Source organism: Streptomyces malaysiensis subsp. samsunensis (assembly GCF_024519315.1).
Taxonomy (GTDB): domain Bacteria; phylum Actinomycetota; class Actinomycetes; order Streptomycetales; family Streptomycetaceae; genus Streptomyces; species Streptomyces malaysiensis.
Genome location: NZ_JANIIC010000119.1, coordinates 1 through 16,272, shown reverse-complemented (window position 1 = coordinate 16,272; position 16,272 = coordinate 1). Strand labels below are relative to the sequence as shown.

Below are 16,272 nucleotides of genomic sequence, written 5' to 3'. Positions count from 1 at the left end.
GACGGGCAGGGTGCCGTCGGGATGGCCGTGGATCCAGGACAGACCGCCCAGGTCGAGGCGTTGGCGGGTGCGGGTGACGGCTACATAGGCCAGACGGGCCTCGGTGTCGTCGACGGGGTCGGGTGGCATCGCGGTGTCGGTGCGCTCGTCAGGAGCGTCGTTTTCGGGGCGGGTGAAGTCGTCTGCGATAAGCACACGGGGCCATTCGCGTCCCTTGCCTCACGCTTTCACGAGTGGGGCTGTCCAGGTCTTGATCAAATAAGCGGAAGAGTGCTGCTGCCTGCAACGATGGGACTTGTCCAGGGTCCTGTCTGCTGCAAGGAGAGAAGCACTCTCCCGGTGAAGAAGCGTATCGGGTCGTACCCGCGTGTCCGTGTCGAGGGCGGTGGCAGCGGGGCGGTCTCGCAGGCCGGGGCGGTGCTGCTGGTCGAGACAGTCCGCAAGTCCGGCTTGGACACTGCGATATCGGCGGCGTTCATGAGGCTGATCCTTTGGTGTGGACGCCCTGACAATGGATCTTGTGTCCGCCTGGCCGGTGCCGATGACATCGCGTTGACCGTGTCGGGCGCGCCCCGGTGCCGTCGGGCTCGTTGGCGGGTTCAGGCCGGTTCCTGCCGGACGGCGAGTGCGTCGGTCTGGAGCGCGGCGAGATCGACGCAGCCGACGGTGGCCAGGCCGAGGACGTCGTCAAGCTCCTTGCGGTCGAAGGGGGCGCCCTCGGCGGTGCCCTGGACCTCGACAAAGCGGCCGTCGCCGGTGCAGACGACGTTCATGTCGGTCTCGGCGCGGACGTCTTCCTCGTAGCAGAGGTCGAGGAGCGGGGTGCCGTCGACGATGCCGACGCTGATCGCGGCGACGGTGTCGGTGAGCGGGTCACATCCGGACTTGACGATCTTCTTGTCCTGGGCCCAGGCGACGGCGTCGGTGAGGGCGACGTAGGCGCCGGTGACGGCGGCGGTGCGGGTGCCGCCGTCGGCCTGGAGAACGTCGCAGTCCAGGACGATGGTGTTCTCGCCGAGCGCCTTGTAGTCGATGACGGCGCGCAAGGACCGGCCGATCAGGCGGCTGATCTCATGGGTGCGTCCGCCGATCTTGCCGCGTACGGCTTCGCGGTCGCTGCGGGTGTTGGTGGAGCGGGGCAACATGGAGTACTCGGCGGTGACCCAGCCCTTGCCGCTTCCCTTGCGCCAGTGCGGGACACCCTCGGTGACGGAGGCGGTGCAGAGGACTTTGGTGTCTCCGAAGGAGATGAGGACGGAGCCTTCGGCGTGCTTGCTCCAGCCGCGTTCGATGGTGACGGGACGCAACTGTGCGGGAGTTCGACCGTCGATGCGAGGCATGGCGGTGAGTCTAGCCGTGGGCGGGGTCCTGGGGTTCCTGCGTACGGGAGTTGGCCCGATTTGTGGGGTAGGACCGGCGGGGTGAGTCAGGCTGCGGACAGGTGGCGGATCTCCGGGACGCTCAGGTGCATCGGATCGTGACGTCGCGTGGGCCGCTGCGAGAAGTGTCCGAGGCCGGGGCGAGGTCATGCGGCCTCGCGACCGAGGGCAGGGGCGCGAGGCACAGTCGGTTGCCCCGCGCTGCGTTGTACGGCTCTGCACGCGCCGACGTCAGTCTGGGCCTAGACTTGCTCGGTGCCCAAGGACTTCTCCCCCGACCTCGTCGTGGTCGGCTTCGACCCCGCATGGACCGTTCGGGGCAAGACCCTCACCACCGATATGTACGACCTGCTCAAGCCGCTCGCGCTGCACGTCGAACACATCGGCAGTACGGCAGTGCCCGGCATGGCCGCGAAACCCGTCTTCGACCTCCAGGCCGGTGTCCGCGACCTCCAGGAGGCGCAACACGCGTTCGCCCCGCTGCTGGCCGACCGCGGTTTCGAACTCACGCCGTACCGCCAGGACCATGTCCCGGCCGGCAGCGACGACGATCCCGCGCGCTGGACGAAGCGGCTGTGGACCCGGCGTGGCCATCGGGAGCCGGACGTCAATTTCCACGTGCGGGTGGCCGGCTCACCCAATGAACGGCTTGCTCTTCTCTTCCGCGACTGGCTTCGGGCCCATCCGGCCGCGGTTCCGGCCTACGCACGCTTCAAGCAGGTGCTGGCCGGGGCCGTGCCCGACCTCGCGACCTACGCTGATGTCAAGGACCCTGTCGTCGACTTGGTCATCGCCGTTGCCGAGCCCTGGGCCCGGGCCACGGGTTGGCGGGTGGCTGACACACTGACGCCCCGGACCTCTGCACAGCACACCTGAGACCAGGGCCCCGACCGGCTCGGCGTTCCGGGCCGGGTGTGTGCGGTCCCGGGCCGTGAGCGGCGTAGTTGGGCTGCGGCAGCGTGGTCGGGTGCCCCTAGGCATTGGCGTTCCGGGGTGCGTCCGTACGAGCGATCCAGGCGACCCATTGCGAGACCGCGTTGGTGGCGTAGCAGCCGGGGGGCAGGAAGAGAGCGATCTCGCAGGCGTACCGTCCTGGTGTGTCGCTGTCCTCGCTCGTGCGGTCCACCCGGATACGGGTCTGTACGACCGTCCGGCGCAGTCCCTGGGTGCGCCGGATCGCCGCGTTCGACCAGCGGTAGCGCTCGTAGGGTAATGACGTCGCGTGCCGCAGCAGGGCCAGCGCGTCGTCCCTGTGGGTCGTGAAGGCGTAGGGAAGGCCCTCCCGGAGGGTCTCGTCCAGCGGGTGGTGGCTGACCTTCTTCACCAGTGCGGCGAGTTGGCCGTTCCATACCCACGAGGCTCGCGCACACAGGTAGAAGGCCCGGACCCGGGGGTCGATCCGATCGAAGAACTGTGCGGCAGGTCCGGTGAAGCGCCGGGCGTGGTCTGCTTCCGGGGACTGGGACTCCCGGACCAGGGCGAGAGCCGTTCCGTAGTCCTCTTCGAGCAGGGCGCCGCCGATCTGATGGGTGGTCCGGGGGCCGCCGGCCACGCCGAACCGCTGGACATCGTAATAGTTGACGAAGAACAGGTTCTCGGCTCGCTCGCCAAGTGCGCCGAGGGTGGTGGCGAACCCGCTGCTCAGGCCGCGCACGGTGATTCTGAAGGCGTTGCCCTCCAACTGTCCGGCGCGCAGGTTCAGATGGCCGTATCCGTGGGTGGTGAGGGTCATCGTGCGCTCACCGGAGGCGTGACGGGCGTTGAACTCGGTGATGGCATCACTTGACAGTCTCCCCCGACAGGCTATGTGCTGCTCGGTGACGGCGTCCTCGTCCTTCAGTCCCGCCGTTGACAGGTCGGAGGCGGAGACGCCGCAGAGGGCGGCTATGCGCTCGAGCGCCTCGAAGGTGGTGTATCCGCGCTTTCGTAGCCGCAGGTACTGGTAAGGGGCGTCTGGATCGTCCTGAGCGGGCAGGACCATGCTTTCCTGGACCACGAAGTCGGTGTCGTGGGCCTTGAGGACGGGGTACTCCACGTTCACTCCGTTCCTTCCGTTCGGGCGGATTTCCCCGGTCCGGGGCGGTCCGGGGGTGCGGTGCGGGTCGGCGGGGGTTCCGGTGGGAGTGCGGAGCCACGCAGAAGGGATGCAGCCGTGGCCGCCAGACACAGGCAGAAAAGGACGACCAGCGCCGTCTGGTAGCGGCCGACGAGAGCTTCCGGCGAGTTGTTCAGGTCGAGGGCCGGCGGGGTGGTGCCCCGGCCTTCTCCGGACCGTCCGTGTCCGGTCACCAGCGTCAGGGTCAGGACCGTACTGATCAGATAGCCGGTGTTCTGGAGCAGGGAGCGGACGCCGTTGGCGATGCCGCGGCGGTGCGCCGGTACCAGCGACAAGAGCGCGTCGGTGTTCGGCACCCCGAACAGACCGGCACCGGCGCCCGTCAGGAACAGGCCCAGGCCGGTAAGTCCGGCTGGTGCGGGCGGGCCGAGCGCCAGTGCCAGCACGGCGATGCCCAGTGCGGATGTCGCTGTGCCCGCGCTGGCCAGCATCCGTGCCGGGCAGCGGGTGGACAGGTGCCCCGCCAGCAGGGAGGTGAGCATGGAACCGACGGCCATGAGCATCACCTGGAAACCCGCGGACAGGGCGTCCAGATGCTCAAGCGTCTGCAGGTACAGGGACATCACCAGCACGACCGAGAAGTACGACGTCGCCGTCAGGAAGGCTGCCAGCAGCGCCATCGTGCGGCGCCGGTCGCGGAAGAGCCAGGAGTCCAACAGGGGGTACCGGCGGCGGCTCTGGACGAGGGGGAAGACGAGGAGGGCGGCCAGGGACACCGTCGCGCTCAGGACGACGGTGCCACTGGTCCAGCCTCGCGGGCCGCTCTCGGTCAGGGCCAGTGCTCCGCCTCCCAGGAACAGGACCGACAGCAGGGCGCCCGCTAGGTCGAACCTCTCCGAGAGGCCGGAGTTACGGTCCGGACGGAGAATGTGGGCCGCCAAGCCGAGGGCGACCAGCCCGGTCGCTCCGCTGACCCAGAAGATTCCTGACCAGCCCCAGAGGTTCGTCACGGCCCCGCCCAGCAGGGGTCCGGCCGCTTGGGTGGCTGAGATGAGCGTCGCGTTGACACCGAGGGCCCTGGGCAGTCGCTCGGGCGGGAAGGAGTCCGCGAGCAGTGCCGTGGTGTTGGCGACGATGGCTGACGACCCCACTCCCTGAAGTATCCGGCCGAGAATCAGGAACCGGGTATCCGGGGCGAGGGCGCAACAGACGCTGGCTGCGGCGAACACGGTGACACCTGTGAGATAGAGGCGCCGCCGTCCGAACAGGTCCGCGAGACGACCCCAGACCAGCAGCAGGACGGTGCCGGCCAGCAGGTAGCTGAGAACGATCCAGCTGGTCTGCGCGGCGGAAGCGTGGAAGTGCCGGATGATGCCGGGCAGCGCCACGTCGAGGCCGCTGGTGTTGAGGCCGGTGAGCAGGGCGGTGACCGAGGTCACCGAGATCACACGGCGGCCGTAGCGGCGGCTGTGCGCCGGTTCCTCGGCCGGGGCCGTGAGTACGGTGTCGTGGGTGCGGCTCAAGGAAAGAGGTCCTGCTTCGTCGTCATGGGGGTGTTCCACCATCTGGAGAGGTGACGGCGTGCCAGCCGCGCCCTGTGCGGGGTTCTTCCGGGGATGCCGCCCAGGGCTTTCCCGCATCCGCGCCGCGTTGTCGCGCTTGGCTGCCCGGCGCTCCTCACTTCTCCGCGCCCGGCGCCGGACCGCCCGCAGTGGTGTCGGCCGCGGGGTCGACGAAGTGCAGCAGGAGGGTGCGCCGGTCCTGTGAGGCGTCGGCGGAGACCGGGGTGACGCAGTGCCAGGAGTGGCCCGAGCGGACCAGCAGGACCGAGGAGCCCTGATGCGGCGTGATCTCGGCCCTTACATCGTCGGGCGCGGGCGACCCGAGGATACGCAGTGTCCCCTGCCAGTTCGCCGGCCACTGGGAGTTGAAGTACCAGAGCTGGGTGACCACCTTGTCGGGCCGGTCGGTGTGCGGCGAGATCCAGTAGCCGGGGCCATAACGAACGGCCCGAGCCTCGATGAAGCAGCCCTCCAGTCGGCAGCCGGTCGCCTCGGCCACCGCCGCGCGGTATTCGGATGAGGCCAGTTCGTCGACGAGACGCCGCCACAGGGGGGAGAGGGCGAAGCGGCTGCCGGCGACCGGACGTCCCTGGGCGATCAGCGGCAGGTTGCGCGTGCGGTAGGTCTTTCCCGTTTCGCGGTCGGTCCGTTCGGTCAGCCGGAAGCCGCGGGTCGGGAACTCCGTCTCCAGCCTGTGTGCGGTTCGCCCCTGGGCACCGCGCAGGGTGTCGGGCAGTTCCGCCCAACGATAGGGCCGCTCGGTGAGCTCCGCCCGTCGCAGGGCGGACAGGTCGAGCACCGGGTCGTAGCCGTCGGACCAGAGCGTGCCTGTGGGCCGCGGGCCGTCGGTCATCGTGGGTCGCCTCCTTACTCCTGGGAGCCCGGTGGGTCCGCGGGTGCGGCGGTGGTTCCGGGGGTGATGCGCCCGCCGAGGGAGCGGAGTTTGTCCGGGAGCCCGGCATAGCCTCGGGCCAGGTGCTCCACGCCGAACAGCCGGTGTGAGGTGCCGACGGCCAGGGCCGCGAGCAGTAGCGTGGCGGTGGCGCGCAGGTCCGTCCCCCGCAGAGGTCCTGGCGCCTGGTGCAAAGGGCCGGGATGGATGTGCAGTTCCTGCCCGTGCACAGCCAGCCTGGCGCCCATGGAGCGCAACCCGTGGACATAGCCGAACCGCCCCGACCAGACGGTCTCGACCAGTGTCGAGGGCCCGGAGGCTGCCAGCAGGAGTAGTGCGAAGAGCGGTTGGGCGTCGCTGTAGACGAGATGGGAGGCGGCGACGACCCGGTCGGGTGCGAGCGGCCCCGCGGCCGGCCGGATGCGCAGCAGATCGCCGTCCCAGGTGAGCGGGACCCCGATCCGCCGCAGGTGGCGCAGTTCCGGGGCGAGCCCGTCCCGTACCACGTCGGGGCGCGTCAGCCGCAGGGTCAGTTCCCGGTTGAGTAGTACGCTCGCCGTGACGAAGGTGATGACCTCCAGCAGATCGGAGGGCAGGACGACTGAGGCGGTGCCGATGGGGCCGTCCGCGCCCTGGATCTCGATGGTGTCCGGTGTCATGTCCACAGCTACTCCGGCCTGTGCCAGCACGCGAACGAGTTCCTGGACGTCGGGCTTGGGGTAGGGGTGCCTCAGGACGGTGGTGCCGCGAGCGGTGGCCGCGGCCAGCAGCGCGGTCTTGGTGGCCCCCGAGTAGTGGGGGCCGGTGGGCAGCCCGTGGTGGGGGTCGGGAGCTGAGAAGTCAGCGAGGTCGATCACGGCGCCGCGCAGGCCCCGTGGGGCTGTCGCGGTCAGCCCGGCGCCGTCCGTGTGGCAGATGGCCCCGAAGCGCTCCAGCACCTGGGCGATGTGCTCCACCGGCCGGCCGCCCCCGCGCCCTCCACCGATGCGGCAGCCGCCGTGAGCCCCCGAGTCCACCCGCCCGTTCCGGGCCAGCAGGACGGGCAGCAGATACGCGCCGCCGTGCACTTGGGCCGACAGGTCGGGCGGGACGCGATGGCCGGTCAGAGGAGCTGCGTCGATACGTATCCGCTCCGCGTCCTCGTCGACGTCCACGCGTGCGCCGAGGAACCGCAGCATGCGCGCCAGTGCCTGACGGTCGGCCAAGTCCGGGGCGCTGTGCAGATGCCAGGGTTCCTCCGACAGGCCGGCCGCCGCCATGCAGACCACCATGAGGTGCTTGAACCCGGACATCCGCAGCTCGCCGGAGATCGGTGGTCCGGCCTCGATGTCCCAGTAGAGGACGTGGCCGGCCGGGGCGCGGGTGGGTGGGACGGGTGTGGCGGTGTCGCGCGCGATGTGCTCATCGGGGGACACGGAGGGGGTCAGCCGAGGTTCCACATCTCCACCTGACACGTCAGTCGGAACTGCGGGGCGTGGGCGGCCACCGGGGCGACCGCGTGCCAGGAGCGCTCGGACCGGGCGAAGACCACTGAGCGCCCGCCGCCGGGTATGACAGTGGCGTAAGGGCTGATGGACAGGTCGGGGCCGGTCCGTACCTCGAAGTGGCCGCCGTGCTCGCGCCTCCAGTCATCGTTGAGGTAGATGACATGGGTGGCGCGCTTGCCGGGCTTGTCGGTGTGCGCGGAGATGCGGTCCCCGCCCCGGAAGACGAAGAGACCGATGTCCATCATGGTGTCGGTGACATCGATGCCGATGGTCCGGTTCACCCAGTCGCGGTAGGCGTCCGACTGGAGGTGTGAGACCAGTTCGTGCCACTTCTCGCCCACCTTCGCCATACCGGGTTCGTGTGCGCCGCGGTGGATCAGAGGGAGGACCGCCATCCGGTACGTCTTGTCGCCGTCGCCGGTGCGCTCGGCGGGGTGGAGGTCCTGAGGAGCGGGCAGCTGCTCGCGCAGGATCCGGGCGGTCGGCTCCGGGATGACGGAGCGGGCCACGGCCCACCGGTACGGTTCGTCGTGCCGTTCCACTGGCGCGTTCAGGTCCAGCAAGAGCATGTCCTTTCTGTCAGTGGCGGGCAGGTCTGTCAGTGGTGGGCAGGAGGGGATACCGGGGCGGGCTCCTCGGGGGGCTGTGGCGCGCGTGCCCCGTACGAGACTTCGGGGGTGCCCTCGGAACCGGGTGCGCGGCTGCGCAGGATCTGGACCTCGGTGAACGCCTGCCGCTGTCCGGTCGCGATGTCCCAGACGATCTCGGCCACCCGGACGGGGTCCATCATGGCGCCGAAGTCCAGGTCGAGTCCCGTGTGGAAGTCGGGTACCGCCAGGCCGCCGGGGTTGATCAGGGTGATCCGGTTCTCGGGGTGCGCGGCGCGCATCTCGGGTACCAGGTTGCGCACCAGGGTGGCTTGTGCCGCCTTCAGCCCGCAGTACAGCGACTCCCGCTCGCGCCGCTTCCAGGAGGACGAGGATGCGATCGTGATCAGATGGACGGGCCCCGCGGTCCCGGCCAGCAGCCGCCGCAGGAAGAGCACCGGGCCGGTGAACAGCAGCCGGGTCAGCTGCTCCACCTCGCACTCGGTGGTTTCCACCAGTGGCTTCTTCAAGAACGCTCCGGCCACCCAGAGCACGTAGCAGGGTTGCGGGACGTCTACGGAGACGGTCCGTACGCTCTGCGGATCGCAGAGGTCCAGGAACCGGGGCAGCAGGCCCTCGTCGTCGGGGAGGTGCGTGGCAGAGCGTCCGTAGACGACCGTCCGCAGTCCGCGCTCCCGCGCGGCGAGTGCGAGCGCGCGGCCCAGACCGTGGGTGCCACCGATCACCGCGGCGCCCCGGAAGGGGCCGGCGGCAGGCGGAGTGGCGGAGGACGGCGGGCTCATACAGGTCTCCTGTCGGTGGGTGTCGAGGCATGTGCGGGCGGACGCCGGCGGGATCGGAGCCAGGGGCTTCTGCCGCCCCGGAGGAAGAGGCAAGGAGCTGGCCGCAGCGGCAGGTGCCGTCTCGGGCGGACCGTCGCGGCTTTCTGGGTGTCCCACGGCTGACCTTCTCCTTGCCTCTACCGCCGGGCGGAGGAACTGTCCTGGCGGTACGCCGCTGAGCGGCGGGGAGGACGTACGGTGTGTCCTTGGTACTCAGGTCCGGGCCCTGGGCCCGGACCGGGATGGCCGCGGATCCGTGAGCGCGGACGCGATGGCTACCAGGTCGCCCGGGGCGGCCCCGGCGCTGATCAGCGCGGTCCGTACACTGCCGTGCCGCTGACGCAGCTCGGCGAGCCAGGTCCGCATGATCACAGCCGGTGTGTCGAGGTGTGTCAGGTAGTCCTGGCGCGTCCAGCCGTGCGCCCGCCACTTGTGCTCGAAGCGGTCGAGCAGCGGACGCAGAGCCGTACCACTGGCCGCGTAGTCCGCGACGATCATGTCGTCGGGTACTCCGGCCAGGGAGAGCAGGGCGGCGACCACCACCGCGGTGCGATCCTTGCCCAGATGGCAGCAGACCAGGAAGGGTTCGTGGGCCGTTTCGGCCAGGGTGCTGAACAGCCCGGGGATGTTGCCAGGGGCGCTGTTCATGAGAATGGCGTGGTAATAGCGTACGTATTGGCCGGGGGTCGGCCGGGGGGCATGCACGATGTCACGCGGATAGCCGGCGAGTGGAGTACGGGCCCAACGCACACCGTGCGCGAGGAGCGCGGCCGGGCCACCTGAACGCTTTGCCTCCCCCCGCGACCGGAGATCGATCACGTTGCTGAGGCCATGACGCGTGGCCAGTTCGGCGGCGGTACGCGCGTCCATCTCTCCCCCGGCCCCCGCGCGCCAGATGCGGCCGGGAACCACTCCCGGAGGTGTCACGGCGCGGAGGTTGACCCCCGTGGGCACGAGCCGTGGTACGTACGGGGAAGGCGGCGGGGACGCACTCATGGGGCGGGCGGCGCGCATAACCGGGGTCGGGGGGCCAAGGCGTGCGGGATGTCCATCAGTTGAGCCCTCCAGGAGGGATGCCGGTGCCGGGGCAGGATGCGGCCGGGTGGTACGTCGGCGCGATGGATGTGCACGGGAGTGACGTGGCTGTGCATCAGGGATAGAGAAAATCGCGGTTCGCGGAGCGGAAGGCGCCTCGGCGGGAGAAGGCCCGTCCGGAGGGCACTGCGACGGACGCGGAGGTGGGCCGTCGCAGGAGCCGCTCGGACGCCACGTGGGCCGCCAGCTTGTGCGCCCACGTCTCGTGCCCGTCCTCGGCAGGGTGCCGTCCTTTCCACCCGGTGCCGGATGCCCGCAGCACATCGGCCATGGAGCCGTCGGCGTCGCCGAACCGGTAGAAGCGTGACCGGTCCACCATCTTCGTGCTGCCGCTGTCGGCCAAGCCGGCCCGCCCGAGGGTGTCGAAGGAGCTCTCGATGGCGTCGAAGAACAGGTACGGAATCCGGTACAGACGCAGGAACGACTGGAGGGACAGCACCTGCGTGATCAGCCGGGCTCCGCACTCCTGGTCGTTCCAGGCCACCTCACGGTAGACATCGGTCAGCCTCTGGAGGTCCGGATGCTGATGTGGCTGGTACGGAATGACCTGCCGGAACTCGCCGTCCACGTAGAATTCGCGGCGCATCGCCCCCGACCAGCCGATGACGATCAGCAGATGCCCCTTCTCCGCATCCTCACGATGCTCGGCCAGCCAGTCGATTGTGGTGCGTACGATCCGGTCATTGGAACCGGAGATCACCGCGTCATTGACCACACGATCGGCGTCCAGGAATTCACCGAGCCGGGCCGGCCAGGAATGATCTTCTCTATAGCGCCGGCGTACGGGGTCGGGGTCGGCATCGTCTACCAGCTCGGCACCGTAGGTCATGGAGCAGCCGTTCGCGTACAAAAGCATGACTCACCTCCAGTGCGTCATATGTACGTTGCATATGGCCGACTCGGATTGAAGCACTCCGCTATCCGGGACGGCAACCACGGCCGAGTTCCGTCCAAGCCCGCCTCTCGATGCTTTGAGCCATATGCAGATATGGCCGGGCGGGGTCGTTCGTGTGCGCCGACCGTCTGACCTGGACTTTTTTCACGGCATTCTGGCCGACCGGTAAGAAATCAGTCCTTCGGTCAGGGCGGCCCGTTGTGGGCCTGGTTCAGGAGGGGTAGAACGCATCCTGTGGTTCCGGTGCCGCCACGGCAGATCATTTCCGCTCCGGCGGGTCGCACCTCCGCGACGGGAAACCTGATCTTGCGGACACTCGCCACCACACCGGCAATGCGGTCTCCTTCCCGGTCTTGCGGTGCTCGCCCTGGCCGGGGCGAGCACTGATGACCGGGAAGAAGACCGAAGGTCCGAGCCATCGACACCAGGGATTCCCTATGACTGACGTGCTGCTGATCTGGCCGCCCCACGTACCGAGCTACTTCAACGCAGGTCACCACAGCCCGCTGTACATGGTGGCCGGATATCTGCGCCGCCAGCCCGCCACAGGGCGGGTGGACACCTGCGAGGCCGGCACCTTGAGTATGAACTGGAAGGGTGTCGGAGACCTGCTCCATCAAGGCCGCTACGACGTCATCGCGGTGATGAACGATTTCGACGCGGTGGATGGCCTGGAGCGATTCATCGAGTACGCTCGGGAACTTTCCCCGGACAGCCGACTGATTACTTTCGGTCGGCTCTCCAGCCTCAACCACGGGTTTTTCCGACAGTTCGACCTGGACGCGGTCGTGCAGTCCGGGGACTACGAGTGCGGAGTCGCCGAATACGTGAACGCACTCTCGCGATCCGGTCCCCCGCACATCCCCCCGGCCGGATTACCCGGCGTCGCCGTACGGCAGGGCGAGGGTTGGCTCGAACCTGTCGGTCACGGTGGCCGGCTTGATCCCGAACAGTGGGTTCTCCCTGACATCGACGAGATTCCCTACCAAGACTACGATCGCTTCTACGCCAGGGACGAACACAAATTCTGCGGGATACCCTTCCGGCGTGAACTGGTTGTTCCAGCGGCCCGAGGGTGCCCGGTGGGCTGCGATTTCTGCGAAGTCCCGGAGATCTTCGGGCTGCGCGAGCGCCGGCTTCCGGTGGATGCCGTCATCGGCTACATCCGGGACAGTTACGACCGTCACCCATTCGAATACGTGGCCTTCTACGCGCCCACCTTCACCCTTGACCGGCGCTGGGTCCGGGAACTGTGCGAGCGGTTCATCGAGGGTCCGGTCTCACCGCGGTGGAAATGCGCGACCACCATCCACCACCTCGGCGAGGAACTGGTGGCGCTGATGGGCCGGGCCGGCTGTGTCCGTATCTCCGTGGGCCTGGAAACACTGGAGGCGGACGGCCAGGGCGGGCTGCCCCGGAGCAAACGCACCGAGGAGCGGAAGTTCTGTGCACTGGCCGAGTGGTGCGACGCGGCCGGAATCGAGCTGAACGCCTTCATCATCGTCGGGCTCCCGGGCACCTCCGCCGAGGGCACGGCACGCACCATCGAACTGGCCCGTTCGGTCGGCGCCCGCGTCCGCCCGACCATGTACACCCCGTTCCACCAGATGACGGCCGACATGACGGCACAGCAAGTGGCCAGGTTCAACCGCCAGTTGATCAGCGGTGAGGCGGCAGGCAACGCGACGGCCGACGGGAGCGCGCCACGCCCGGAGGCCGACGCCCGCTACGCCTTCCTCTTCGGCCGGGAAGACCGCCTCACCAGCGTCCACGAACGCATCCCCCAGCGAACCGCTCGGTGACCGCCCCGGAACAGGAGGCGTCCGGCCTCACCCGCGTCATGGACCTCCACGGCTTCCGCTTCCCGCTCGGCACCGAAACGCTCGGCGTGAGCCGGCAGCCCCGCGAGCGCCGCCCCGGCACTCTCAACCTCAAGAGCTGCGAACTCCAGCACCCTTGGAGTGACCGGCTGGTCAGGGACGAACTGGCCGCACTCACGCTGAGGGATACCATCGCCTACCCCTTCCAGGACCGTGTCCTGGACACGCTCTGCGCCTACCACGGCCTCGAAAGCACCAACATTCTGCTCACCGCCGGCTCCGACAACGGCATCGGCCTCGTCGTCGACGCTCTCGTCCGCCCGGTGGGACGGCTGCTCCTCCAGGAACCCGCCTTCGAGGCATGGCGCCATTACGCGGCGCTACGCCGAGTCCGTGTGACAGGAGTCCCCGGCGTCATCGGCACGCCCCCCGTGGCAGACCCGAACCCCCTGCTCGACGCGCTGCGCGACGCTCCGGGCCCGTCCGTGGCGGCTGTCACCAATCCGGGCAGTCCCAGCGGGCTGCTGTTTTCGCCGTCCACCATGCGCCGGTTCGCCGAGACCGCCAGAGCTCTGGGGCATCTACTGGTGATCGACGAGGCGTACGGCGACTTCGTCCATGTCTCCCACGCGCCACTGGTCGCGGAGTTTCCCAACGTTGTGGTGGTGCACTCCTACTCCAAGGCGTTCGCCCTGGCCGGACTGCGTATCGCCGCGCTGCTGGGCCACCCGGATCTGTGCGAACACATCGGCCGCTTCCGCTCCGAGAACGCGGTCGGCGCCCCCGGCGTCGCCCTGCTGGAACGCCTGGCGCCACAGCGCGAGCGCTGGCGGGAGATCTGGCGGGACGTCCGCGCCATACGGCGGGACTTCGTCGACCGGATCCTGGCCGCCCACCCGGAGTGGCGCGTGCTCCAGCCCGGCGCCAACTTCGCCACATTCTGGTCGCCCGATCCCGCCATCGCGGACGCGGCACGCGACCACTTGGCCGCCCATCACGTCCGTATCCGCTCGCTGTCCGGCGTCCCCGGGTTGTGTGGTTGTTTCCGGGTGTCCCTCGCGGACCGGCCGCAGATGCGGCGCGTCGCGCGGCTGCTCGACTCGGTGACCGACCGCCCGTCCGCCCGCCGCAACGGACTCACCGTGGAAGAGGGCCCCGCACGGTGAGGAACCGCAGGAAACCCGGCTCAGCACCACCTCGGTCTCCGCCCGGCATCCGCCCGACGAGCCCCACAGCCATCCCATACGGCCCCAGCGACCTCGGTGTCGCGCACCACTGGAGGTGCCGCCCCATGACGCACATCCTCGGCCTGTCCTGCCGTAGTCACGACGCGGCGGTCGCCGCGATACGCGACGACGAACTGGTCTTTGCGACACACTGTGAGCGCTACAGCAGACGCAAGAACGACGCCGCGCTGTCTCCTCAGGCGTTGTCAGCGGCCCTCACCCACCTGGACCGCGTCGACGAAGTCGTCTACTACGAACGTCCCCTCCTCAAACGCACCCGGCAGCTCCGCTCCGGTCAACTGGGTCTGGCGGCCGACCGGGTCGGACTGCGCGCCTATCTGCGCCGCTTCCCACAACTGCGCGGAACGCGGGTGCACAGCGTCGACCACCATCACTCGCACGCGGCCGGCGGCTACTACACCTCCGGCCTGCCCGAGGCCGCCGTGGTCGTCGTGGATGGCATCGGTGAGTGGAACACCATCTCGCTGTGGCGTGGACGCGGCGACCGTCTCGACCGGGTGGCCACGGTGAACTACCCCCACAGCATCGGCCTGTTGTACTCCGCCTTCACCCAGCGCGCGGGCTTCAAGCCCAACGAGGAGGAGTACATCATGATGGGCCTGGCGGCCTATGGAACACCGGACCTCGCCGACGTCATCTGGCAGGACTTCGTCCGTCGGGCGGACTGGCCGCACTTCCGCCTCTCCCGTTCGGTGCACCGCGGCATCGCCGACTGGCGACCGGAGCTGACAGACCCGGCCACGCTTGCCGCCAGCGCCCAGGAGGTGACCGAACGGCTGCTGGACGGGTTGTTCGCCTGGGCGGCCAAGGAGACCGGGTCCCGCAATCTGGTCTTCTCCGGCGGAGTCGCTCTCAACTGCGCCTACAACACCCGCCTGGCCCGCTCCGGCCTCTTCGACACCATCTGGATCATGCCGAGCCCCGGCGACGCGGGCAGTTCGGTCGGATCGGCCCTCGCCCATCTCGGCCGACACATCCGGTGGCCGGGCCCGTATCTCGGCCACGACATCGAGCGACAGCCCGATCCGGAGGACGCCCTGAAACGGCTCATCCGGGGCGAGGTTCTGGCCCTGGCCCACGGCCGGGCGGAATTCGGGCCCCGAGCCCTCGGCAACCGCAGCCTGCTCGCCGATCCCCGTCCGGCCACCGCCAAGCGCCGGGTGAACGAGATCAAACGGCGTGAGCCCTTCAGACCGTTTGCTCCCATCGTCCTGGAAGAGCACGCCCACGCCTATTTCGACCTGCCCGTACCGACCAGTCCGTACATGCAGTTCGTCGGGACAGCACACGACCCCGGGGCCCATCTGGCCGTCTGCCACGTTGACGGCACCAGCCGAGTGCAGACCGTCAACGAGCGGCAGAATCCATTCCTCCACACCCTCCTGCGGCGCTTTCACGAGGAGACGGGCTGTCCGATGCTGCTCAACACGAGTCTCAACATCAAGGGCGAGCCTCTGGTGAACACCGCCGAGGACGCCGCCCGGTTCGGGAAGCTCCATGGCATCCCCGTTCTCTGAGCCGCGGCCGGATCGACCGCCCCGGCGGGTCGTCGTACTCGGGAGTCCCGGCAGCGGCAAGACGTCCTTCTGCCACCTGCTCGCCTCCACAACCGGTCTACCCCTCTACCACCTTGACGATTTCTACTGGTCCCCGGGCTGGTCCCGGCCGACGGAGGAAGAGTGGAACCGCCGCGTCCACGCTCTGTGCGCCCTTCCGCGGTGGATCGCCGACGGCAACTACGCCGCCACCGCGGAACCACGCGTTCACGCCGCGGATCTCGTTGTGCTCTTCGACCGCCACCCTCTGCTGTGCGCGGCGGCGCTGGCACGGCGGTGCCTGCGCCTGCGGCGTGCGGCCCGCGCCCCGGCGGCGCCCCGGTGGGCACCGCGACCCGCCGGACGCGGACGACGACGGTCGACGGCGACCGGTCGGCCGGAGTACGTGCCACGCCTGCTCCGGGAGGCCGGCGACCCCCCGGTGCTCAGCTTGACGGCGCTGCTCCGCAAGGCCCTGCTCTTCCGACGCCGGGACATGGTCGTCATCCACGCAGCCTTGCGCCGTGCCAACACCCCGGTCCACCGCTGCCGCACCCGACGCCAGGCCGCTGCCCTGCTCACCGCGCTGGCCCGCCCCGGCCAACGGCCGCCATCACCACCCGGAGCCAACCGCGTCGCCCGGCCGCCCACCCCACGCGCGACAGACACTCCGTTACCGAAAGCCCGGTTTCCGAACCACCTCACGCTGGGCGGACCGACCCCACCTGTCCCCGTCCGGCCCTGCACGTGCCCCGACGCCGCCCCCGTGACGCCCCTATGGAGGAATACATGACCCTTGCGTCCATGTCGGCCCCGGACCGGCCCGACCGCCCGGCGAAGTCCCGTGGCCTCGCTGAGATCGCCGACATCGTGAC

At 69.2% G+C, this 16,272-nt stretch carries 13 protein-coding genes and 1 pseudogene; 4 read left to right on the top strand and 10 right to left on the bottom strand.

Going from position 1 to position 16,272, the window contains the following annotated elements; genetic code table 11:
- Positions 1-216, bottom strand: a pseudogene (locus NQU54_RS46575) (P-loop NTPase family protein); the annotation flags it as partial.
- A gap of 383 nt (positions 217-599) precedes the next feature.
- Complete coding sequence (gene rph / locus NQU54_RS46565; RefSeq protein ID WP_257636335.1) at positions 600-1,340, bottom strand: ribonuclease PH; 741 nt, start codon at positions 1,338-1,340, stop codon at positions 600-602.
- Positions 1,341-1,634: 294 nt separating this feature from the next.
- Here rph and NQU54_RS46560 point away from each other — a divergent pair, with 294 nt between their 5' ends.
- Positions 1,635-2,255: a GrpB family protein gene (locus tag NQU54_RS46560; RefSeq protein ID WP_257636334.1), complete on the top strand. Its 621-nt coding sequence runs from the start codon at positions 1,635-1,637 to the stop codon at positions 2,253-2,255.
- Positions 2,256-2,352: 97 nt separating this feature from the next.
- Here NQU54_RS46560 and truD read toward each other — a convergent pair whose 3' ends face one another.
- The 8 genes from truD to NQU54_RS46520 form a co-directional block, all read right to left on the bottom strand.
- The gene (truD, locus tag NQU54_RS46555; RefSeq protein WP_257636333.1) at positions 2,353-3,414 is read right to left on the bottom strand and encodes a tRNA pseudouridine(13) synthase TruD; all 1,062 of its coding nucleotides are present in this window, start codon (positions 3,412-3,414) and stop codon (positions 2,353-2,355) included.
- Positions 3,415-3,416: 2 nt separating this feature from the next.
- Positions 3,417-4,958: an MFS transporter gene (locus tag NQU54_RS46550; RefSeq protein WP_257636332.1), complete on the bottom strand. Its 1,542-nt coding sequence runs from the start codon at positions 4,956-4,958 to the stop codon at positions 3,417-3,419.
- A gap of 154 nt (positions 4,959-5,112) precedes the next feature.
- On the bottom strand, positions 5,113-5,850 hold the full coding sequence (locus tag NQU54_RS46545; RefSeq protein ID WP_257636331.1) for a 2OG-Fe(II) oxygenase: 738 nt from the start codon (positions 5,848-5,850) through the stop codon (positions 5,113-5,115).
- Between the two features lie 14 nt (positions 5,851-5,864).
- Positions 5,865-7,328 carry a carboxyvinyltransferase gene (locus tag NQU54_RS46540; RefSeq protein WP_257636330.1) on the bottom strand — a complete coding sequence of 488 codons (1,464 nt, stop codon included), beginning with the start codon at positions 7,326-7,328 and terminating at the stop codon, positions 5,865-5,867.
- A complete protein-coding gene (locus NQU54_RS46535) occupies positions 7,313-7,945 on the bottom strand; it encodes a 2OG-Fe(II) oxygenase (protein WP_257636329.1) in 633 nt (210 codons plus the stop codon). Before NQU54_RS46535 ends, NQU54_RS46540 begins: the two co-directional genes overlap by 16 nt.
- A 29-nt stretch (positions 7,946-7,974) precedes the next feature.
- Entirely contained in the window at positions 7,975-8,766 is a 792-nt protein-coding gene (locus NQU54_RS46530) for an SDR family NAD(P)-dependent oxidoreductase (RefSeq protein WP_167499470.1), read from the bottom strand.
- A gap of 252 nt (positions 8,767-9,018) precedes the next feature.
- Positions 9,019-9,801, bottom strand: a complete 783-nt coding sequence (locus NQU54_RS46525; RefSeq protein WP_257636328.1) for a tyrosine-protein phosphatase — start codon at positions 9,799-9,801, stop codon at positions 9,019-9,021.
- 154 nt (positions 9,802-9,955) lie between these two features.
- Positions 9,956-10,756 (bottom strand): DUF6071 family protein, encoded by an 801-nt coding sequence (locus NQU54_RS46520; RefSeq protein ID WP_257636327.1) that lies wholly within the window; start codon positions 10,754-10,756, stop codon positions 9,956-9,958.
- Positions 10,757-11,181: 425 nt separating this feature from the next.
- On the opposite strand from NQU54_RS46520, the gene NQU54_RS46515 reads away from it, so the two are divergent.
- The 3 genes from NQU54_RS46515 (at position 11,182) to NQU54_RS46505 (ending at position 15,379) form a co-directional block, all read left to right on the top strand.
- Complete coding sequence (locus NQU54_RS46515) at positions 11,182-12,597, top strand: B12-binding domain-containing radical SAM protein (protein WP_257636326.1); 1,416 nt, start codon at positions 11,182-11,184, stop codon at positions 12,595-12,597.
- Positions 12,594-13,781, top strand: coding sequence for an aminotransferase class I/II-fold pyridoxal phosphate-dependent enzyme (locus NQU54_RS46510; protein WP_257636325.1), 1,188 nt, complete (start codon positions 12,594-12,596; stop codon positions 13,779-13,781). The genes NQU54_RS46515 and NQU54_RS46510 overlap by 4 nt, the downstream gene beginning before the upstream one ends.
- A 125-nt stretch (positions 13,782-13,906) precedes the next feature.
- The gene (locus tag NQU54_RS46505; RefSeq protein ID WP_257636324.1) at positions 13,907-15,379 is read left to right on the top strand and encodes a carbamoyltransferase family protein; all 1,473 of its coding nucleotides are present in this window, start codon (positions 13,907-13,909) and stop codon (positions 15,377-15,379) included.
- The last annotated feature ends 893 nt before the right edge of the window (positions 15,380-16,272 follow it).